Source organism: Lipingzhangella halophila (assembly GCF_014203805.1).
In the GTDB taxonomy this organism is placed as follows: Bacteria; Actinomycetota; Actinomycetes; order Streptosporangiales; family Streptosporangiaceae; genus Lipingzhangella; species Lipingzhangella halophila.
Map to the genome: position 1 here is coordinate 675,983 of NZ_JACHJT010000002.1, position 19,986 is coordinate 695,968.

General features: G+C 70.5%; 24 protein-coding genes and 1 pseudogene. 10 read left to right on the top strand and 15 right to left on the bottom strand.

Annotated features, from left to right (window positions below):
• Positions 1-14 precede the first annotated feature (14 nt).
• Positions 15-1,343: a dihydrolipoamide acetyltransferase family protein gene (locus F4561_RS30125; protein WP_184585087.1), complete on the top strand. Its 1,329-nt coding sequence runs from the start codon at positions 15-17 to the stop codon at positions 1,341-1,343.
• A 130-nt stretch (positions 1,344-1,473) separates the two neighbouring features.
• On the opposite strand, the gene F4561_RS30130 is transcribed toward F4561_RS30125, so the two are convergent.
• The gene (locus F4561_RS30130; protein WP_184585088.1) at positions 1,474-2,481 is read right to left on the bottom strand and encodes an alpha/beta hydrolase; all 1,008 of its coding nucleotides are present in this window, start codon (positions 2,479-2,481) and stop codon (positions 1,474-1,476) included.
• 347 nt (positions 2,482-2,828) lie between these two features.
• Here F4561_RS30130 and F4561_RS30135 point away from each other — a divergent pair, with 347 nt between their 5' ends.
• Positions 2,829-3,338: an NUDIX domain-containing protein gene (locus F4561_RS30135; RefSeq protein WP_184585089.1), complete on the top strand. Its 510-nt coding sequence runs from the start codon at positions 2,829-2,831 to the stop codon at positions 3,336-3,338.
• Positions 3,339-3,405: 67 nt separating this feature from the next.
• Here F4561_RS30135 and F4561_RS30140 read toward each other — a convergent pair whose 3' ends face one another.
• The 4 genes from F4561_RS30140 to F4561_RS30155 form a co-directional block, all read right to left on the bottom strand.
• Positions 3,406-3,681 (bottom strand): hypothetical protein, encoded by a 276-nt coding sequence (locus F4561_RS30140; protein WP_184585090.1) that lies wholly within the window; start codon positions 3,679-3,681, stop codon positions 3,406-3,408.
• On the bottom strand, positions 3,678-4,040 hold the full coding sequence (locus F4561_RS30145) for a hypothetical protein (protein ID WP_184585091.1): 363 nt from the start codon (positions 4,038-4,040) through the stop codon (positions 3,678-3,680). Before F4561_RS30145 ends, F4561_RS30140 begins: the two co-directional genes overlap by 4 nt.
• 82 nt (positions 4,041-4,122) lie before the next feature.
• A complete protein-coding gene (locus tag F4561_RS30150) occupies positions 4,123-4,362 on the bottom strand; it encodes a type II toxin-antitoxin system antitoxin (RefSeq protein ID WP_184585092.1) in 240 nt (79 codons plus the stop codon).
• 12 nt (positions 4,363-4,374) lie between these two features.
• Entirely contained in the window at positions 4,375-5,292 is a 918-nt protein-coding gene (locus tag F4561_RS30155) for an SPFH domain-containing protein (protein WP_184585093.1), read from the bottom strand.
• 88 nt (positions 5,293-5,380) lie between these two features.
• Here F4561_RS30155 and F4561_RS30160 point away from each other — a divergent pair, with 88 nt between their 5' ends.
• Together F4561_RS30160 and F4561_RS30165 are read left to right on the top strand one after the other, a co-directional pair.
• Positions 5,381-5,923: a PH domain-containing protein gene (locus F4561_RS30160; protein ID WP_184585094.1), complete on the top strand. Its 543-nt coding sequence runs from the start codon at positions 5,381-5,383 to the stop codon at positions 5,921-5,923.
• Positions 5,920-7,500, top strand: a complete 1,581-nt coding sequence (locus tag F4561_RS30165) for a PH domain-containing protein (RefSeq protein ID WP_184585095.1) — start codon at positions 5,920-5,922, stop codon at positions 7,498-7,500. Before F4561_RS30160 ends, F4561_RS30165 begins: the two co-directional genes overlap by 4 nt.
• Positions 7,501-7,579: 79 nt before the next feature.
• On the opposite strand, the gene F4561_RS30170 is transcribed toward F4561_RS30165, so the two are convergent.
• Positions 7,580-8,419 (bottom strand): polysaccharide lyase family protein, encoded by an 840-nt coding sequence (locus F4561_RS30170; protein WP_184585096.1) that lies wholly within the window; start codon positions 8,417-8,419, stop codon positions 7,580-7,582.
• Positions 8,416-10,023, bottom strand: a complete 1,608-nt coding sequence (locus F4561_RS30175) for an alkaline phosphatase D family protein (protein WP_184585097.1) — start codon at positions 10,021-10,023, stop codon at positions 8,416-8,418. Before F4561_RS30175 ends, F4561_RS30170 begins: the two co-directional genes overlap by 4 nt.
• 119 nt (positions 10,024-10,142) lie before the next feature.
• Here F4561_RS30175 and F4561_RS34115 point away from each other — a divergent pair.
• Positions 10,143-10,400: pseudogene (locus tag F4561_RS34115) on the top strand (DUF397 domain-containing protein); the annotation flags it as partial.
• Here the strand turns inward: F4561_RS34115 and F4561_RS34120 are convergent.
• Positions 10,364-10,510: a hypothetical protein gene (locus F4561_RS34120; protein WP_376773825.1), complete on the bottom strand. Its 147-nt coding sequence runs from the start codon at positions 10,508-10,510 to the stop codon at positions 10,364-10,366. The pseudogene F4561_RS34115 and the gene F4561_RS34120 overlap by 37 nt on opposite strands.
• Positions 10,511-10,696, bottom strand: coding sequence for a hypothetical protein (locus F4561_RS33000; protein ID WP_184585098.1), 186 nt, complete (start codon positions 10,694-10,696; stop codon positions 10,511-10,513). It abuts the gene before it with no gap.
• A 352-nt stretch (positions 10,697-11,048) separates the two neighbouring features.
• Between F4561_RS33000 and F4561_RS30190 the strand changes: the two genes are divergently transcribed.
• The 4 genes from F4561_RS30190 (at position 11,049) to F4561_RS30205 (ending at position 14,689) form a co-directional block, all read left to right on the top strand.
• Positions 11,049-11,432, top strand: a complete 384-nt coding sequence (locus F4561_RS30190; RefSeq protein WP_184585370.1) for a YbaB/EbfC family nucleoid-associated protein — start codon at positions 11,049-11,051, stop codon at positions 11,430-11,432.
• Between the two features lie 123 nt (positions 11,433-11,555).
• On the top strand, positions 11,556-12,155 hold the full coding sequence (gene recR / locus F4561_RS30195) for a recombination mediator RecR (protein WP_184585099.1): 600 nt from the start codon (positions 11,556-11,558) through the stop codon (positions 12,153-12,155).
• A gap of 204 nt (positions 12,156-12,359) precedes the next feature.
• Positions 12,360-13,631 carry an aspartate kinase gene (locus tag F4561_RS30200; RefSeq protein WP_184585100.1) on the top strand — a complete coding sequence of 424 codons (1,272 nt, stop codon included), beginning with the start codon at positions 12,360-12,362 and terminating at the stop codon, positions 13,629-13,631.
• Positions 13,628-14,689 (top strand): aspartate-semialdehyde dehydrogenase, encoded by a 1,062-nt coding sequence (locus F4561_RS30205; protein WP_184585101.1) that lies wholly within the window; start codon positions 13,628-13,630, stop codon positions 14,687-14,689. The genes F4561_RS30200 and F4561_RS30205 overlap by 4 nt, the downstream gene beginning before the upstream one ends.
• Before the next feature lie 137 nt (positions 14,690-14,826).
• Here the strand turns inward: F4561_RS30205 and F4561_RS30210 are convergent, their stop codons facing one another.
• Complete coding sequence (locus F4561_RS30210) at positions 14,827-15,312, bottom strand: DUF2000 domain-containing protein (RefSeq protein WP_184585102.1); 486 nt, start codon at positions 15,310-15,312, stop codon at positions 14,827-14,829.
• Between the two features lie 129 nt (positions 15,313-15,441).
• Between F4561_RS30210 and F4561_RS30215 the strand changes: the two genes are divergently transcribed.
• Complete coding sequence (locus F4561_RS30215; RefSeq protein WP_184585103.1) at positions 15,442-15,945, top strand: Lrp/AsnC family transcriptional regulator; 504 nt, start codon at positions 15,442-15,444, stop codon at positions 15,943-15,945.
• Positions 15,946-16,074: 129 nt separating this feature from the next.
• On the opposite strand, the gene F4561_RS30220 is transcribed toward F4561_RS30215, so the two are convergent.
• The 5 genes from F4561_RS30220 to F4561_RS30240 all read right to left on the bottom strand — a co-directional run bounded on the left by F4561_RS30220 (position 16,075) and on the right by F4561_RS30240 (position 19,825).
• Positions 16,075-16,422, bottom strand: coding sequence for a VOC family protein (locus F4561_RS30220; protein WP_184585104.1), 348 nt, complete (start codon positions 16,420-16,422; stop codon positions 16,075-16,077).
• Between the two features lie 91 nt (positions 16,423-16,513).
• On the bottom strand, positions 16,514-16,951 hold the full coding sequence (locus F4561_RS30225) for a VOC family protein (protein WP_184585105.1): 438 nt from the start codon (positions 16,949-16,951) through the stop codon (positions 16,514-16,516).
• A 3-nt stretch (positions 16,952-16,954) separates the two neighbouring features.
• Positions 16,955-17,788 (bottom strand): AraC family transcriptional regulator, encoded by an 834-nt coding sequence (locus tag F4561_RS30230; protein WP_312885722.1) that lies wholly within the window; start codon positions 17,786-17,788, stop codon positions 16,955-16,957.
• A 115-nt stretch (positions 17,789-17,903) separates the two neighbouring features.
• A complete protein-coding gene (locus F4561_RS30235; protein WP_184585107.1) occupies positions 17,904-18,467 on the bottom strand; it encodes an NUDIX domain-containing protein in 564 nt (187 codons plus the stop codon).
• Between the two features lie 77 nt (positions 18,468-18,544).
• The gene (locus tag F4561_RS30240; protein WP_184585108.1) at positions 18,545-19,825 is read right to left on the bottom strand and encodes an RNA polymerase sigma factor; all 1,281 of its coding nucleotides are present in this window, start codon (positions 19,823-19,825) and stop codon (positions 18,545-18,547) included.
• Between the last annotated feature and the right edge of the window lie 161 nt (positions 19,826-19,986).

The window sequence follows — 19,986 nt, forward strand, 5'->3', positions numbered from 1 at the left end:
AGGGGAACCACACGATGACTGACATCTACATGCCGCGCCTCTCCGACACCATGGAGGAGGGCGTCATCAGCTCCTGGGTGAAGAAGGTCGGCGACAAGGTCGATCCGGGCGACATCCTGGTCGAGATCGAGACCGACAAAGCGGTCATGGAATACGAGGCCTACGACGAGGGGTACCTCGTCAAGCAGTCGGTCAGCGAGGGCGACACGGTCCCGATCGGCGCGGTGATCGGCATCCTCGGCGACAGTCCGGACGCTGTGCCCGAAGAGTCCGGGACCACCGAGGCCCCGGCCGGGGAATCCGCGGCCGAGCAGGCCACGACCGAGCAGGCCACGACCGAGCAGGCGCCCGCCCAGGAGGAGACCAGGGAACCGGCCCCCGCACCCGCAGAGGGCGAAGCCGCACCCGCCGGCCCTGCCTCTGCCGACGGCGGACCGCGCCCGCGTACATCACCACTGGCCCGCCGGCTGGCCCGCGAGCACGGCCTGGACATCACGCAGATCAAGGGCTCCGGCCCGAAGGGCCGCGTGGTGCGCGCCGACATCGAGGCCGCCGCCAAGGAGCAGGCCGCTCCCGCGGCCGAGCCCGCGGCCGCACCGACCGAGCGGGCACCGGCGCCGGCGCCCGCCGCGCAGGAGGCTTACGACGACGGCCGCGACTCCGAAGAGGTCACGGTCAGCAACATACGCAAGGTGATCGCGCGCCGCCTGTTGCAGGCCAAGCAGACCGTGCCGCACTTCTACCTGCGCCGGACCATCGACGCCGAGGCGCTCAAGGACTTCCGCGCCCAGGTCAACGCGCAGCTGGAGAGCACCGGGAACAAGGTCAGCTTCAACGACCTGATCGTCAAGGCGGCCGCGACCACGCTCCGGCTGCACCCCGAGGTCAACGCCTCCTGGGTGGACGACAAGCTGCTGCTGCACCGCCGGGTCAACGTCGGGGTGGCGGTCGCGGTGCAGGAAGGCCTGGTGGTCCCGGTCCTGCACGACACCGACAAGACCCCGCTCTCCGGGATCGCGGCGAAGAGCCGCGAGCTCGCCGAGAAGGCCCGCGACGGCAAGCTCAAGCCGCAGGAGATGAGCGGCGGCACGTTCAGTGTCAGCAACCTGGGGATGTACGGCATGGACAGCTTCTCTGCCGTCATCAACCCGCCCGAGGCCGCGATCCTGGCGGTGGGCGCCATGCGGCAGCAACCGGTGGTGCGCGACGGCGAGGTCGTGGCGCGCAACACCATCAACCTGGAGCTCTCGGTGGACCACCGCGCCGTGGACGGCGCGGTGGGTGCCGCGTTCCTCAAGGAGCTGGCCGAGGTCCTGGAAGAGCCCATGCGGATCATCCTCTGACCCGGGCGGGCACCGCGGTGCCCGCCCGGTCGCGTCCGGGCGGGCACCGCTCCGCGGCTCCATCGAGCCGCGCACACGCCAGCACCGGCGAACGGTTCCACGTGAAACCGCGCGACCTGTCTCGAGGGGCTCAGTAGGACAGGGTCCGGCGCAGCCAGGCCGTGCGTGCCCGCTGGGAGGCGACGGAGATCGCCGCGTGCGGGGCGACGGCTTCGAAAGAGTGGCAACCGCCGGGCCAGACGTGCAGTTCGGCGATGCCACCGGCCTGCCAGATGCGGGTGGCGTAGGCGACGTCCTCGTCCCGGAAGGTCTCGGCCGAGCCGACATCGATGTAGGCCGGGGGCAGGTTCGACAGGTCGGTGGCCCGGGCGGGGGCGGCATAGGGCGACACATCCGGGCCACCGCACGCCGCACCGAGCAACGCCGTCCAGCCGACCTCGTTCTCGCCGCGGTCCCAGATGCCGAGCCCGGCCATCTGCACCGACGACGGGGTGTCGTTGCGGTCGTCCAGCATGGGGCACATCAGCATCTGCCCGACCAGCGCGGGGCCGCCCCGGTCACGGGCCAGCAGTGCGGTGGCCGCTGCCAGGCCACCGCCGGCGCTACTGCCCGCGACAAGAATCCGGTCCGGGTCGATGCCCAGGTCGGCGGTGTTCTCAGCGGTCCACACCAGCCCGGCGTAGCAGTCCTCCACCGGCGCGGGATGGGGGTGCTCGGGCGCCAGCCGGTAGTCCACGGACACGATCGCGGCCTCGTAGCCGGTCAGCTCCTGCAGCTCGGGCAGCCCGACACGGTTGTCGCCCGCGACCATGCCCCCGCCGTGGATGTAGAAGAGCACGGGCAGGGGTCCGGTCGTACCGGTGGGCACGCAGACCAGCAGCGGGACGTCGGGCGCTCCGGCCGGCCCCGGCACCGTGCGCTCCTGGACCTCGAAAGCGCCCGCACGACGCAACTGGTCCGCGGTGACCAGCTGCGCCATCTCGGAGCCCTGCTCGCGCAACGCCGGGAGGGCGTCCAGGGTGGTTCGGGGCACGGAGTCGCGCAAGGCCGCCAGGACCGCTGCCACATCGGGGTCGAAGGGCACCGGCGGGCCGACCGGCACCGCCCGCGCGCCAGGCACGCTGGTCTCATGGCTCATAATGTCCTCCTCGCATCAGGGGCGGGCCGGAGAGCAACAATTGTGGCCCACCGGCGCGCACGGTGACCCGCACTTTCCCACCAGAACGGCGCCGCCCCCACCCCGGGCACCAGAACGGCCACCCTGACCCCACAGGCCGATCACGATCCCCGCCCCACTCCCGGCTCCGGTAGCGGCGCCCGTGCTCGATGCGCCAGGCTGGTACGCCGTGCGGTCGTTGACCGCCCGCGCGTGGGCGCCCACCGGAACGACCGGCCGGCGGCACCTATCCGGGTCTTCGGTCCAGTCCCGGAGCGAGCCGCCGGGAGGCCGGCGCCCACAGAGTGCCGATCTGGAAAGACCCCCCAATGACGACCTCTTCGAACGCACCGCCCGGAACCCGGATGACCAACGCCGCAGTGGCCATCATCCCGGGGCCGTACGAGTGGACCCTGACCTTCGTCCTGCAGAATCGCGGCGTCTTCGCCGGGCACTGGCTGCTGCCGGGCGGCGAGATCAACCCGGGCGAGAGCGCGGAGCACGCCGCGCGAAGAGAGGCCGCCGAGGAGGCCGGGGTCCGCGCCGGGGCGCTCGCGCCGACCGGCATCTACGACGTGCGGGGGCGCGACGACGACGTTCCGTTCTGGTTCCGGCTGCACGTCTACCGGTCCCTCATCCCGTGCGACATCCCGGCGGACTTCGTCGCCGACCCCACCGAGGTGTCGCAGGTCAGCCAGACGTATCCGCACGAGATCCTGCCGCACCCCACGGACATGGCGATCCTGAACGACGCCGGTCTCGCCGACTACGATCCCGGCCTGGTGGACCGCCTGCTGGCGGCCGACGGCGTCGCCATGTCCCGAGTGGACGCCACATAGGCGCGGGGGAGGGAGTGGCCGCGGTGCCCGTCTGTTGTTCTCGGACGGGGCCGCGGTGCTCCCGGGTTCACCACTCGTCTGTGACCGGCCAGTACTGAACCCGGACAACAAACACCAGGCGAAGGTGCCGGTGTTCCATGTACCAGAGGATCAGCCGCCCTTCCGCGTGGTTGAACAGCCTCGACACCCCGGACTCCGCAACGGGCGCGTCGCCGAGATGTCTCACAGCGGCTGCGTCGGCGAGCCCCTGTGCCAATCGCTCGACGTCGTGCTTGATCTCGGGAGCCATATTTCCGACCACCTGCTCGGCATCGGGAACGTACTCCCATGTCCACTCCGTCACGCGGCGACCTCGCGGCCCGCTTCGTCCAGCAGGGTCGCGATCTCACTCGCCGCCGCGCGCGCCGTTTCGCGGTCGGTCGCCTCGGCGAAGGTGCGTTCCAGTTCGGCGAGTCGCGCCGCGCGGCGCGGGAATCGCCGGAGCGCGACGAACTCTCCCCAGCGGTGCAGGAAGGTATGCAAGGGGACAGTGGAGTCCGATTGCACCGCCTCCTGCCAAGCGGCGTGGAACTCGGTCTCGAAGCGGGCAGCCGAGGCCACGTCCAGCCGGGTGACAGCGGTCCGCAACGCCTGCTCCGTCAACGGCGGCATCGGGATCAGTGGCTCATCACTGTCGGGATGCTCGGCGGGGTGGATGCTCATGACAGAGAGGGTAACCCGAGCCCACTCCGCTTGGCGGTACTTTGCGCGTTACACCACGTACGCCGTGCCCCGGCGCCCCGGCTCACTCGGGCTCGTCCTCGGCCGGGTCTTCCTCGGAGGTGGTCGAGCGGCGGCTGGAGGGGCGGCCCCGCCGCGGAATAGCGCCCGCGCCGCGGGGCATGCGGCCCGACTCGTCCAGGGCCCGGCGGAGCAGGAACTCGATCTGGGCGTTAGTACTGCGCAGCTCCTCGCCGGCCCATCGGGCAAGCGCGTCGTGGACGGCCGGATCCAGCCGCAGCAGGATCTTTTTCCGCTCAGCCAAGGCGCCCTTTCCTTACTGGTAGAGCGTCCCGGTGTTGACGACCGGGTTGGCGGGACGATCCGAGCACAGGACCACCAGGAGGTTGCTGACCATGGCGGCCTTGCGCTCCTCGTCGAGCTCCACGACCTCCTCCTCGGAGAGCCGCTTCAGCGCCAGGTCGACCATGCCGACAGCACCGTCGACGATCTGCCGGCGGGCGGCGACGACCGCTCCTGCCTGCTGGCGCTGCAGCATCGCCTGCGCGATCTCCTGGGCGTAGGCCAGGTGGCTGAAGCGTGCCTCCACGATGCGCACTCCGGCGGAGGCGACGCGCTCGGTGAGCTCCACGGAAAGTTGCTCGGTGATCTCCTCGGCGTTGTCCCGCAGCGACCGATTCCCCGAACTGTAGGAGTCGTAGGGGTAGCGGTTGGCGATGTGCCGCACCCCGGCCTCGGTCTGGGTGGCCACGAACTGCACGAAGTCGTCGACCTCGAAGACGGCCCGCGCGGTGTCCTGCACCTGCCACACCACAACGGCGGCGATGTCGATCGGGTTGCCGTCGGCGTCGTTGACCTTCATCACCGAGGTCTCGTGGTTGCGGATCCGGGTGGACACCGCGGTACGGGTGGTCAGCGGGAGCACCCAGCGCAGCCCGTCCTGGCGGACGGTGCCGATGTAGCGCCCGAGGAACTGCACCACGCGGGCCTCGTTGGGCGCGACGATGGTCAGCCCGTGGAACGCGATTGCGGCGAGCAGCGCGGCGAGCGCGCCGAGCACGACCAGGGCGATGGTGCCCGCCACGGCGCCGATGACCACCAGCGCGGCGCCGACCGCGAACACCGCCAACTCGGCAAGGGCGAAGCCGAAGCCCGGCATCCCGAATGCGGTGCGCTCGCGGTACTTGGGCTCGGGCATCTCAATACCCGTTCCCGTGGGGTTCGTCGTCTTCATGGGTCCCTCCTCCTGGCAGCCACATTACTTGATGACATGAGCATAGCATTGTGATATCTATTTATCAGTACGACTTTGGGGAGGCGCTATGACACCACCACCGGCAGACACTGCGCGAGCGAGCGGGGAGCTTCGGCTGCGACCACCGCGCCACCGTGTGGAGCGCCGCGCCATCGCGTACTGGACCCTGCGCGCCGGTCTCATCTCGGGCGCGATCGTGGTGGAGCCCGCCATCGCCGCCGCGGTGCTGCAGTTCGTGGAGGCCCCTCCGCTCCTGGTCATCGGGCTTTGGATACTCACCGCGGTCGCGGCCGTTCCCGCTCTCGCCTTCATCGTGACCATGCCGCAGTGGCGCTACCGGGTGCACCGCTGGGAGACCACCGACGACGCCGTCTACACCCTGGCCGGGTGGCTCTGGCAGGAATGGCGGGTGGCCCCGATGTCCCGCATCCAGACCGTGGACACCCAGCGGGGTCCGCTGCAGCGCCTGTTCGGGCTGGCCACCATCACCGTCACCACCGCCTCCGCCGCCGGCGCGCTGCGCATCGACGGCCTGGACGCCGAGCGCGCCGCTGAGATCGCCGAGCGCCTGACCGAGGCCACCCAGGCAGTACAGGGGGACGCGACATGACCGGCACCGAGGTCCTGGAGGACACCGTGGAGACCCGCTGGCGCCGGCTCAGCCCACTAACGGTGTGGGCGGACGGAGCCGTGATCGCGGCACTGACCGGGCTTGCGGCGGTGGTTGCCGCCGTCGTTCTGACCCTGGTCGGGATGTTCGTGCCATGGGGGCTGCTCGCCGTGCTCGCCTCGATGCTGCTGGCCGGGGTGCTGGTGGGCAGCGAGGTACTGCGCTACCGGCACACCCGCTACCAGGTGACCGGCGAGCGCCTGGAAGTGCGGTCCGGAGTGCTGGCGCGCGCGCACCTCTCGCTCTCGCGCGACCGGATTCGCAGCGTGGACCTGGCCACCCCGCTGTGGACGCGCCCCTTCGGGCTGTGCAAGGTCACCGTGGGAACCGGGCAGAAAGTCGGCTCTGGCGACGAGATCACGCTCACCTACGTGGAGACCGCCGAGGGCGACCGGCTCCGCCGCGATCTGCTGCACCAGACCACGGCCGGCCCCGACGCCGCACCCGGCGACGAGACCGCTGACGAGACCGCTACTCGGGTGCTCGCCACGATGGCACCGGTCTGGTTCGGCTACGGGGTGGCGGCGCCGGGCCCCGCCGCGCTCGCCTACTCGGGCATCGCGGCCGTCGCGGGGGCACTGAGCGAGTTCGGGATCCGGTGGATCGCGGATACCTACCTCGACGCCGGCGCCGCCCCGAGCGCGGGCTTCGTGGTCACCTGGACCCTCCTCGCCCTCGCCGGTGCGGTCGCGCTCGCGTCGCTCGGGGCGCTCGCCCTGCACGTCGAGGCGTGGTGGAACTACCGGCTCACCCGCGAACCCAACGGAACCCTGCGGGTCAGGCGCGGCCTGCTGAACCTGTCGTCGGTGTCGATCGAGGAGCGGCGGCTGCGCGGCGTGGAGCTCCGCGAATACCTGCCGCTGCGCTGGTTCGGCGCGGCGAGCGTCGCGGCGGTCGCCTCCGGTCTCGACAGTGAGGAAGGGGGCGGCCAGAAGTCGCTGGTCCCCAAACGCTCCCTGTCCCCGGAGGTGCCCCGCGCGCGGGCCGAGCGCATCGCCGCCGCGTCGCTGCCCGGGGCCGTCCTCGGCCCCCTCACCGCGCACCCCGGGGCCGCACTGCGCCGGAGGCTCCTCCGGGCGGCCGCCGCCGTCGCCGGGCTCACCGTCCTGGCCACCGCCCTCACGCTGGTCAGCAGCGCCGAGCCGGTCGCGCGGACGCCGGTCCCCACCATCCCGTTGTGGGTGGCGGCCGCGGTCCTCGTGGTCAGCGCGCCGATCGCGGGCCTGTACGCCTGGGGGTGCTACCGGGGCCTGGGGCACGGCCTGACCGAGCGCCACCTCGCCATGCGCCGGGGCATGGCTGCCCGCTCGACCGCCGTACTCAAGCGCGAGGCGGTCATCGGCTGGACGGTCCGGCGCTCGTTCTTCCAGCGGCGCGCCGGGTTGGCCACGATCGGCGCGACCATCGCCGCCGACAAGGGCGTGTTCCACGCCGCCGACACCGACAGCAGCGAGGGCCTGGCCTTCGCCGAGGAAGCCGTTCCCGGTCTGCTCGCGCCCTTCCTGGAGCGCGGCTGACCCGGCTCGGACTCCCTCGGTCGTGCGGATTCCGTCCCGTCGCGCGCGGGAAGGGCACGCTGTCCGCACGACCGAGGGGTTAGCCGATGCCGAACACGCCCACCGCGTCGTAGGCGTGCCACGAACCCTCCGTCTTGGTGATGTCGATGGTGTTCTCCCCCTCCGTGAAGTGGTTGGCGGAGACCGCCAGCTCCTCGAAGTGCGGGCGCAGCGCTGTGCCCAGGACGGTGGCGTCGCCTTCCAGGGAACCGCGGGTGGAGCCGCCGGGGAGGTCGATGACGGCGGCGAGACCGGAGTTGACCGAGACCTCCGCTGTTCCGGGCAGGGTCATGTGCGTGTCGATCAGCCAGATCACCAGGCCGACTTCCCCCTCGGGCACGGTGCCGAGGTTGAACCGCAGGCGGAACGTGTACGCCCTTCTGCCGCCCCACCCGTCCCTGGGGCCCGGGTGCAGGTAGCACCAGTCGGTCGCGGGGTCGCTCGTGCCGTAGACGAAGTCGACGCCATCGGGGAAGGCCGCCCGGAACCGGTTGGAAGCGTCGAACGGCGCCAGCGCCAGCTCCAGGCTCTTCGAGTCGAACTCGCCCACCTGGGCGAGCGTGCGGCCGGACGCCGCCATCGAGGCCCGCGACTTCGCTCGCACGACCGCGGAGGGCTCGCTGCGCTCGCCCGCCGCGTCGACCACCACGACCCGGTAGTACCGGGTCGTGGCCGCCACGCCCAGGGTGTCGTGGCTGAACCGGCCGTAGACCGTTCTGCCGACCAGGGTGTCGGAGGTCGTGGGTATCTCGGCGGACTCCGAGGCGTGGATCGCGAAGTGGTCCACCAGCGGCTCCCACCCGGGAAGCTCCCAGCTCAGATCGATCGCGCCGACTCGTCCCTCGGCGTTGAGCCCCGTAACGGGCTGCGGCTTGCTCATTGCTGCCCCCCGCTCACCTGGTTGAGACCGGGGCGGCCCGCCTCGGTGACGAACCGGGCCCCGACGCTCGCGGTGCCGGAGTCGTCCGCCTCGATCTGGTCGAGCATCGTGAACTCCGATGTCACCTCGGAGGGGGTCATCGTGACCCGGACGTAGCCGCGCCGGGCGTTGTACAGCTTGACGTGCGGGTTGCTGAGCCAGATGTCGGCGAGGTAGTCGCGGTCGGAACCGTTGCCGTCCGAGGCGACCGATGTGGCCACGAGCTCGGTGCCGATCGTGGCGGAGGCGGGGTCCGTGAAGTCGGACTTGAGCTCGGCGGCGGCGTGCCGGTGGATGTCCCCACTGAGCACCAGCGGGTTGGACACGTCGTGCATGGTCAGGGTGTCGAACAGGCGTTTCCGGTTGGCGGTGAAACCGTCCCACATGTCCATGCTGTACTCCACGCCCGAGCCCGGGTCCCGGTCGATGCTCGCCATCACCACCTGCTGGGCGAGCACGTTCCAGGTGGCCTCGCTGGCGCGCAGCCCCGAGTACAGCCATTCCTCCTGGCTCTGCCCCAGGAGGGAGCGGTCGGGGCCGGTATGGTCGCCGCCGGGCGTTCCGCCGTCGGCCGGGGTGCCGTGGCGGTACTGGCGGGTGTCGAGGACGTTGAACTCCGCCAGTCTGCCGAAGCGGAGCCGCCGGTAGAGCCGCATGTCCGGGCCCGCGGGCAGCGCTTCGGGGCCCAGCGGAAGGTTCTCGTACAGGGCGCGGTAGGCCACCGCGCGGCGCCGCAGGAAGTCCTCCGCGGGGATGCCCGACTCGGAGGCCTCGCCGGCGTAGTTGTTCTCCACCTCGTGGTCGTCGGGAATCATGACCCACGGCGCGTGCGCGTGCGCCGCCTGCAGGTGCGTGTCGCTCTTGGTCAGCGAGTAGCGCAGCCGGTACTGCTCAAGCGTGAGCACGGCGGCGGCGTGCGCGGTGCCCAGGTCCCCGGCACCGCCGCGCAGCAGGTTCGCCTCGGTGATGCCGTACTCGTAGATGTAGTCCCCGAGGAACAGCAGCAGGTCGAGGTCCTGCTCGGCCATGTCGCGGTACGCGGTGTAGTGGCCGTGGTACCACGCCTGGCAGGAGGCCACGGCCAGGGCTAGGGAGTCGGGCTCGGCGTTCTCGGCCGGCGCTGTCCTGGTCCGGCCGGTGGGGCTGATCTCGCCGGCCGCGCGGAAGCGGTAGTAGTACTCCCGGCCCGGCTTCAGCCCGGTGACGTGGGGGTGTACGGAGTGGGCGAGCTCGGCCGAGGCGATCGCCCGGCCAGTCGTGACGACGTCGCGAAACCGCTCGTCCGTCGCTACCTCGTACTCCACGGTGTAGTCGTCCGACGGCATCCCGCCGTGGCCGTCCTCGGCCAGCGGCTCAGGGGCCAGGCGGGTCCACAGGACAACGCTGTTCGGGGTGGGATCGCCCGAGGCAACGCCGAGACCGAACGGATCGGCCGGTACCCGGCTGCTGGTGGGGGCGGCGTGCGGGGGGACACCGGTCCCGGCGACGAACGCCGCTGTGCTGATGCCGGTGAATGCGAGGAACGTGCGCCGGCTGAGACTGTGGCGGGCTTCGCGTCGGGTCATCGTCGCTCCGTCCACTAGGGGGAGTGCCCCACCGATTGTCCGAGCGCGGTCTTAGCTGGGTATGGCTGACGAGTGAGAAGGGGATTTTCAGAAAGTGACTATACAGTTTCACTGCGTGAATAAAACTTTCAACTCTCCGGAAACGCAGGCGCCGGAACGCGCCGTGGCACGGTGCCGCCCCTGACGGACGGCACCGGAGGCGGGAAGATCACGGCGCGGTACAGGGGCGCGGGGTCGGACTCGACCATCCCGTTCTCCGGACTGCCCGGCGAGAGTCGCAGCGCGACTCGGCTGGCCCCCACCGCACCGGCCTACACGATGCCACCTGGCGTAAGTCCAGCTACAGCGCTCCGAGCTCGAACAACTGCGTCGAGGTCGCGGACTTGACTTCCGACTCCGCTGTCCGCGACTCGAAGAACCCCAGCGAGGACTCCGACAGGCAGACCGTCACAAAGGTCAGATGGTTCGGAACCCCAGAACCACTCACTCAATCGTCGAGCTCCGCATCAGCCCACGCCTGGATCCGCGCGATCTCACTGATAGCCGCTCGGGTGTCGGGGGCACCGGCATCGACCATGCCCTCCAGATGGGCGAGCCGCCGGGCGGTGGCCGGGTGGCGTTGGGTCTCGACGTACCGCGCCCAAGAACGGCACATCAGCCACAGCGGGGCCAAGCCCTGCGTAGTGTGGGCTTCCGTGCTCGCCTCGACGAGCTGGCGGTCGAACTCCTTCAGTCACGACGGCGTGATCTTGGCGATGGCGGACCGCAGGGCGGCGGGATTCGGCTCGGGCCGGGGGATTAGCGGAGTATCGGAGTTCTCCACGTGTTGCTCGCTTATCGCTCCCCCTGCCGGGTGCCTGCAGTCGAAAAGGTATCCACCCTTCCACTCGGCAGGAACAGACCATGTACCCGTGTCCTGACCAGCCGACCCCTCCAGCTACGCCACATCCGGCTCGTGAGCGACTACGCTCGCAAGCACGGACAACGTGTGCAAGGAGAGCATAGTGAATCCTGGCGACGGAGGAATGGACATGCAGGCGCTGCTGCAGCAGGCGCAGCAGATGCAGCAGCAGCTCCTGGAAGCCCAACAGCAGCTCGACGAGGCGCAGGTCGAGGGAACCTCGGGCGGTGGCCTGGTGAAGGTCAGCGTGAACGGGCGCGGACAGGTCGAGGACATCACGATCGATCCCAGCACGATCGATGTCGAGGACACCGCGGAGACCGCGCAGACCCTCTCTGACCTGGTTCTCGCGGCCATCCGGGACGCCGAGTCGTCGGTCGAGGAGCTCCAGCAGGAGAAAATGGGCCCCCTTGCCGAAGGTCTTGGTGGCATGCCCGGAGCCGGCGGCATGCCCGGAGCCGGAGGTATGCCGGGAGCCGGCGGCATGCCAGGGCTTTCCGGCTCCTAGGGCTGCGGGCATTGTCGCCCGGGTCCGGTCGCTTGAGCGTCGTGCGGCGGGTGGGGAGTCACAACCGCATCACCGGTTCCACTACCGTGGAGCGTGATACGCGAGCGGGCGAGTAGGTAGGCGATGTACGAAGGCGCGGTCCAGAATCTGATCGACGAGCTCGGGCGGCTGCCCGGCGTCGGTCCGAAAAGCGCGCAACGCATCGCCTTCCACCTGCTGGCCGCCGAGACCGCCGACGTCAAGCGCCTGACGCACGCCCTCACTGAGGTCAAGGAGCGCGTGCGGTTCTGCGCCATCTGCGGCAACGTCTCCGAGGAAGACGAGTGCCGCATCTGCCGCGACGCCCGCCGCGACGGCGCCGTCATCTGCGTCGTCGAGGAATCAAAGGACGTCGTGGCCATCGAGCGGACGCGCGAGTACCGCGGCCGCTACCACGTGCTCGGCGGCGCGATCAGCCCTATCGAGGGCGTCGGCCCCGATGACCTGCGTATCAAAGAGCTCATGACACGGCTCTCCGACGGCCAGGTCACCGAGCTGATCCTGGCCACCGACCCCAACCTGGAAGGCGAGGCCACCGCGACCTATCTCGCGCGGCTGGTCAAACCCATGGGGTTGAAAGTCACCCGGCTGGCGAGCGGGCTTCCCGTCGGCGGCGACCTGGAGTACGCCGACGAGGTCACACTCGGGCGGGCGTTCGAGGGCCGCCGCAGTCTGGAGCACTAGCGGGCGGCACGCCCACGTTGGCCCGCGGACCGGCACAAGCGGCGGGACGCACGGGCTCCGGGCAGCCTGGACATCCTCTCGCCCCGAGCCGGCACGGCTGACCGCGTTCGCGCCATTCCCGCAGATGGAACGGCCCGCCACCAAACCCGAAAGCTACACTTCGTTGTTGATTACCGTGATCCCAACTCCTCAGGAGCATCGACCGTGGCCCTAATCGTGCAGAAGTACGGTGGGTCTTCCGTGGCTGACGCGGAAGCCATCAAGCGGGTAGCCCAGCGGATCGTCGCTCAGAAAAAAGCGGGATATGACGTGGTCGTCGTGGTCTCGGCCATGGGCGACACGACCGACGAACTCTTCGATCTCGCCGAGCAGGTCTCGCCGCTGCCCCCGGGCCGCGAGATGGACATGCTGGTGACCGCCGGTGAGCGCATCTCGATGGCCCTGGTCGCCATGGCCATCGGGAACCTCGGTTACGAGGCCCGCTCGTTCACCGGATCGCAGGCCGGCGTCATCACGACATCGCTGCATGGCAACGCCAAGATCATCGATGTCACGCCCGGCCGTATCCAGGAGGCCCTCGACGAGGGGGCGATCTGCATCGTCGCCGGGTTCCAGGGCGTCTCCCAGGACAACAAGGACATCACCACGCTGGGTCGCGGCGGCTCAGACACCACGGCCGTGGCGCTGGCAGCGGCGCTCAACGCCGACGCCTGCGAGATCTACAGCGACGTCGACGGTGTCTTCACCGCCGACCCGCGAATCGTGCCGGGCGCCCGCCGGATCCCCACCATCACCTACGAGGAGATGCTGGAACTCGCCGCGTGCGGCACCAAGATCCTGCACCTGCGTTGCGTGGAGTACGCGCGGCGGTACAACATCCCGCTGCACGTCCGCTCGTCGTTCAGCCAGAAGCCCGGAACGTGGGTCATCGCACAAGTTGAGGAAACCCAAGACATGGAACAACCGATCATCTCCGGTGTCGCACACGACAGGAGCGAGGCGAAGATCACGGTCGTGGGCGTTCCCGACCAGGTCGGCCAGGCCGCCACGCTCTTCTCGGCGCTGTCCGACGCCGAGATCAACATCGACATGATCGTGCAGAACGTCTCGGCGGCCTCCACGGCGCGCACCGACATCTCGTTCACGGTGCCCAGCGACAACGGCCAGCAGGCGCTGGCCGCGCTGAAGAAGGTCCAGGAGAAGGTCGGGTTCGAGTCGCTGCGCTACGACGACCAGGTCGGCAAGGTCTCGCTGGTGGGCGCGGGTATGCGCTCCTACCCGGGTGTCACCGCCCGGTTCTTCGACGCGGTCGCCGGCTCCGGGACCAACATCGAGATGATCTCCACCTCGGAGATCCGCATCTCGGTGATCGTGGAACAGGACCAGATCGACTCCGCTGTCGCGGCAGCGCACTCGGAGTTCCAACTCGACGCCGACCAGGTCGAGGCCGTCGTCTACGGAGGTACCGGCCGATGAGCACCCGCCTTCCCACCCTGGCCGTTGTCGGTGCCACCGGCGCCGTTGGCACCGTCATGCTCGACATCCTCTCCTCCCGGGAGAACGTGTGGGGCGAGATCCGGCTCGTGGCGTCGCCGCGCTCCGCCGGCAAGCGCCTCACCGTCCGCGGCGAGGAGGTCGAGGTCCTGCCGCTGGCCCCGGAGGTCTTCGACGGGGTCGACGTCGCGATGTTCGACGTGCCCGACGAGGTCTCCAAGGAGTGGGCACCGGTGGCCGTCGAGCACGGCGCCGTGGCCGTCGACAACTCCGGCGCGTTCCGCATGGACCCCGACGTCCCGCTCGTGGTGCCCGAGGTCAACGCCGAGCAGGCGCGCAACCGCCCGCGCGGCATCGTCAGTAACCCGAACTGCACCACGCTCTCGATGATCGTCGCCATGGGCGCGCTGCACCGCTCCTACGGGCTGACCGAGCTGTTCGTGGCCTCCTACCAGGCGGCCTCGGGCTCCGGCCAGGAGGGCATCGACGTCCTGCACGACCAGATCTCCAAGGTCTCCTCCGACCGCACGCTGGGCAGCCGCGCCGGCGACGTCCGCTCCGCGGTCGGCGAGCTCGGCCCGTTCCCCGCACCGCTCGCGATGAACGTCGTGCCGTGGGCCGGCTCGCTGAAGGAGGACGGCCACTCGTCGGAGGAGATGAAGGTCCGCAACGAGTCCCGCAAGATCCTTGGGCTCCCGGACCTGCGCGTGGCGGCGACCTGCGTGCGCGTCCCCGTGATCACCACGCACGCGCTCGCGGTGCACGCCACGTTCGGTACGGAGGTCGACGCCGGGGCGGCCCGCGAGGCGCTGGCCGGCGCCCCCGGGGTGGTCGTCCAGGACGACCCGGCCAACGCCGAGTTCCCCACACCCGCGGACGTCGTGGGGACCGATCCCACGTGGGTGGGGCGTATCCGCCGCTCGGTCGATGACCCGACATCGCTCGACCTGTTCCTGTGCGGCGACAACCTGCGCAAGGGGGCCGCCCTGAACACCGCCCAGATCGCGGAGGTCGTCGCCCGGGAGTTCACCGGCTCCTGACCGGCGGTCCGCAACGCGCGGAGGGCCGGGGCTCCAGGTGGAGCCCCGGCCCTCCGCGCGTTGCGGACCGGCGGCACTGCCGCGGTCGGCGGCGGCGCCCACCAGCGGCCCTGCGCCGCGGTCCGGGAAACGGCCGTTCAGCGCAGCAGTGGGAGGCGGCCCACCAGCTTGCCGATCGCGTTGCGCGGCCCCACGAGGCTGACCCCCAGGTACTCGATGTCGTCCGGTTCGCTCTCGGCCAGCACATCGAGGTAGCCCGCGTACACGCGGACCTGGGCGGCCACCCTGGGCATGTCGACCAGGAGTACACCGTTGCGGCTCAGCGAGGCCGAGCGGACGTTCTGTATGGTCGCGGCGTCCGCGCCCAGGACGGTGCAACCGGTCCACGGGAGCCCGGGGTGGCTCGTGCCGGACGCGTCCTGGCCACTCGGCCCGACGATGTCCGGAACCTCCTTTCCCACGGCCGCCGCCATGCAGCTCGCGGCGTTGGCGGCGATGCCGGGGGCGAGGTCGTGGTCGATCACCATCACCCACCGGACCCGGTTCTTGCGGGTGGGCTGGTCGATCCGGATGTCCTCGTCCGCCAGCGCGAACGGAGCCGGCCGGGTGAGCTCCTCGTGCATGCGGTACCTCCCACGGTAGAAAGCATTATTCGGCACATGTCATGCACCGATCATCCGATGAAGCTAGCCGCGACTACGGGAGAATAAAAGCGAGCCCGAACTTTGTTCGCCAGATCAGGAGGATCACAGGTGCTCGACGAACTCGACCGGCTGATTCTGCGCCAGTTGCAGAAGGATGCACGGCAGACCAACCGCGACCTCGCCACGGCGGTGGGTGTGGCACCGTCGACCTCGCTGGAGCGCGTGCGCGCACTCCGGGAGAAAGGGGTCATCCGCGGCTACCGCGCCGAGGTCAACCTCGACGCGCTGGGCCGCGAGGTGCAGGCGATGATCTCGGTGCGGATCCGGCCACCCTCCCGGCGCAACATCGAGGGGTTCCGCGAGTGGGTGTCCCGGCTGCCGGAGACCATCGCGGTCTTCGTCACCTCGGGGCGCCAGGACTTCCTCATCCACGTCGCGGTGCCCGACACCAACGGGCTGTACGCGTTCGTCATCGACCGGCTCACCCAGCGCCCGGAGGTCGCCGACGTCGAGACCAGCGTGGTCTACGAGCACCGCCGCGCCCCGGCCGTCGAACCGGCGCGGGAGCAGGGTGGCCCGTCCGCCGCACAGCGCGGCGGCGCCGCGCCGTGAGGCCCGGTGGGTCAGCGCGGAATCCGCCGCGAAAACGGATCCCGGCCGCGGGCCGGCCAGGTGCCGCGGGGCGTGGCGCCCTGCCGAATGACGGGTGCCTTCATGGCCGGCGCCAGGGAACGCGCCGGATCAGCGGTGGCTCAGGACGTTGACCACCCGGCCGTTCGGGTCGACGGCGAAGAACCGGCGTACGCCCCACTCCTCGTCCTGCAAGGGGTGCACGATCTTCGCGCCGCTGTCGAGCACGGCCGCGTACACCGCGTCCACATCGTCCACCTCGATGCTCATGTCGGGCTGGACGGGCGCGGTCTCGTCGCGGCTCATGAAAATGACCTGTGCCGTCGGGTTGGCGGGGGAGGCGAGCATCATGACCCAGCCCAGGTTCATGACCTCCTCAAGACCCAGAAGGCCGTAGAAGTCCCGGCTCTCCTCCATGGCCTCTGACCCGACATCGGGCACGACTCGGCGGACGGACATCAGCGGCTCTTGTCGGTAGCTGAAAACACGCGTGCCTGGGCTTTCCTGGGCGGCAGCGGGACACACCCGCCGCGCCCAGCTTCGGCAGACTCTAGGAGGAGGCGGGCCGCGGCTGGCCCCGGTAGGTACCGAAGGACCAGCGGGTGCCTTCGGGGTCGCGCAGCGTGCAGCTGAGGTACCCGTAGCCGACGTCCTCGACGGGCCGGAGCACCTCCGCGCCGGCGGCGGTGGCCCCGGCGTACACGGCGTCGGGATCGTCGGTGACCACGTACGGCGCGGCCGTACCGACGAGGGAAGGCGGGAACTCCTTGTTGCTGTCGAGTGCCGAGGACACCATCACACCGCCGCCGGCCGGCCAGGCGAGCTCGGCACGCGAGATCTCGCCCTCCGCCTCACCCGGGAAACGGGCCACCTCGACGAACCCGAACGCGCGGACGAGGAAGTCGATCGCGGCCGGGGCGTCCTCGTACAGCAGCACCGGCCAGACGGTGGGCTCGGGTGTCTCGTTCGATGAAGGTGTGCTGTTCATGGCTCAAGCCTGGCGCACCGCCGGCGGATCGTCTTGGATGTTTGGGAGTTCCTCGGTGAGCCATTCGGTGGGGCTTCGGCCCGCGAGCTCCCGCCAGTCGCGGTTCAGGTGCGGCTGGTCGTGGTAGCCGCAGGCGTAGGCGACCGCGGCGAGGTCGCGCGGCCCCGGCGTGCCGCGCAGCAGCCGGACCGACCTCTCGAAGCGCAGCACCCGGCCGGCGGTCTTCGGTGAGAGTCCCAGCTCGGAGCGGAACCGCTGCGCGAGGTGCCGGCGGCTCCAGCCCACCTCCCGGGCCAGGCCGTCTATGGGAATCCGGCCACCGGTGGCGACCAGGCGGTTCCACGCGCGGGTGACCTCGGGCGCGGCGGGCGGCGTGTCCACCAGGGCATCCGCCAGCACCCGGTCGAGCAGGGCGAACCGTTCAGCCCACATGGTCATGGCGGCCAACCGTTCGGGCAGGTGCGCGACCCCCGGACCGAGCAGCTCCGTCAGGTCCACAACGGTCGACGCGAGCGCCCCGGCGGGCATCCCGAACACGTGGCGCGCGCCGAGCGGGCTCAGCGCCACGTCGACTCCGGCCTGGTCGCCGTCGTGCGCGATGGTCGCGGGGCCCGCGTGCAGTCCGCCAACCCCCATGGGCACGGCCGCCGGGGACTGCGCCGGATCGGGCATCCGGACAATGTCGATCGGGGCCGCGAAGCTGATGACCAGGGTCAGGTAGCGCCCGGGCAGCCCCTGGTGCAGGCCGGGCGGGAACCCGGCCATCCGGTAACCGGTGTAGCCGTCGACATACGGCCGCAGGGCGGCGCATGGCCGCCCCCAAGTCCAGTCCGACACCGGTCCGCCCATTGTCTTCGCAGCGTATACAGGCCCACGGGTTTCGTCATCCAGCCCACGACCCGAGCCGTAGGGCGCCGGGCCAGGCGGGGCCCGCCGGTGCGAAGCGTCCGGGTCAGCCGACTCCGACAGCGCTGAGCTTGCTCCGCAGCCCGCACGGATGCAGTTCGTCGGCCGGCAGCCAGGAGAAACGGGTGGAGTCCGCGATGAACGGCCGGACGTCGGCCTCGTCGACCCAGTGGGCGTACCGGAAGTCGAAACGCACGTGCTCCGGAACGTCGCTCAGCGGATCGGCCGGAACGCGCCACGCGTCGATGTCGAACGGCGCGGACTGCTCGTCCGGCGACGAGGCGATGTGCCGCGACGGGATCGCCGTCTGCTGTTCGAGCTCCCGCAGCGACGCGCCGACGAGGCTCGTGTCATCCGGCCTGAGATGCCCGCTCGGCGTCAGCCACCGGTCGGGGTTCGTGTGCCGGACCAGGAGCACCCGGCGGTCCTGATCGATGACGACAGCGCCAATGGTGAGATGCCCGATGCGGTACTCCGCGGGCGAGGTGACGTCGTGCCCTTCGTCAAGGGCGCGGACCAACCGGATCAACTGGTTCGCCTCTGGTGGATAACGGTAGTGCTCCAGATAGTGGAACAGCACATCCCGGATCTCAGAATGATTAACTGCCATAAACACACAGTGAAATACCAGAGGCGGTCGTTCGCAATCAATCCGGCTTCCTCGGCGCGGCGGACCGGCCACCGGCTCTACCCCTGCCCGGACTGGTCCTCGCCGCCGCAGGTGTGCGCGCGTTCGAGGAGCAGCATGCGCTCCCGCTGGTTCCTGGTGAGCGACGCCGCGCGTTCGAACTCGGTGCGCGCCTCGGCGCCGCGGCCAAGCCTGGCGAGCAGGTCGCCGCGCACGCTCGGCAGCAGGTGGTAGTCCTTGAGCGCGGGATCCCCGGCCAGGGAGTCGGCCAGCGTGAGGCCCGCGGCCGGGCCGTACGCCATACCCACCGCCACTGCGCGGTTCAGCTCCACCACTGGCGACGGCGCGAGCTGGGCGAGGAGCCCGTACAACGCGGCGATGCGCGCCCAATCCGTCTCCTCCGCGGTGCGGGCCCGCGCGTGGCAGGCGGCGACCGCGGCCTGCACCCAGTAGGGGCCGAGCCCCCCACCGAGCTCCTCCGCCCGCGCGAGCGACGCCAGACCGCGCCGGATGAGCAACTGGTCCCAGCGCGCGCGGTCCTGCTCCAGCAACCGGATGGGCTCCCCGGACGCCCCGGTCCGCGCGCCCGAGCGCGACGCCTGGAGCTCCATGAGTGCGACGAGCCCGTGCACCTCGGGCTCCTTCGGGACAAGCTCGGCCAGGATCCGGCCGAGCCGCAGCGCCTCCTCGCAGAGCGACGGCCGCATCCAGTCGTCGCCGGCGGTCGCCGCGTAACCCTCGTTGAACACCAGATAGACGACCTCGAGCACCGACGGCAAGCGTCGCGCCAGCTCCGGGCCCTCCGGCACCTCGAAGCTGGCCCCCTCCCTGGTGAGGGTCCGCTTGGCACGCACAATGCGCTGGGCAATGGTCGACTCCGCTACCAGGAAGGCACGAGCGATCTCGCCAGTGGTCAGGCCGCACAGCACGCGGAGCGTCAACGCGACGCGCGCCTCGGCGGACAGCACCGGGTGGCAGGCCAGGAACACCAGGCGCAACAGGTCGTCGCCCATGTCGTCGCCGGGCGCCGCCTCGTCGTCGGGCGAGTCGGCCCGGGCGGCGTGCATCTGGTGCGCCACCTCGGCGAGCTTGCGCGCGTGCCGCTCGTCGCGGCGGATACGGTCGATCGCGCGGTGCTTCGCGGTGGCCATGAGCCACGCGCCCGGGTTGTCGGGGATTCCGGACTCCGGCCACCGCTCCAGCGCGGCGACCAAGGCGTCCTGCGCCAGTTCCTCGGCGAGGCCGACATCGCCCACTATCCGGGTGAGAGCGGCGATGAGCCGGGCCGACTCGATCCGCCACACCGCGTCGACGGCGCGTTGCGCCTCGGAACCTGTCACGGGTCCAATAGTAGGCCGCGGGTCCTCGCGGGAAGGGGTTCCGCACGGTGGATTTCCATGGCCATCGGTGGGCGGCCCGCGCCCCGATCTTGAGGCTCGAGTTCGTTTCCGGACTCCTGGAGTTTCGGTGGCGGGGGTGGTCAGGGTGAGAGGGCCCCCAG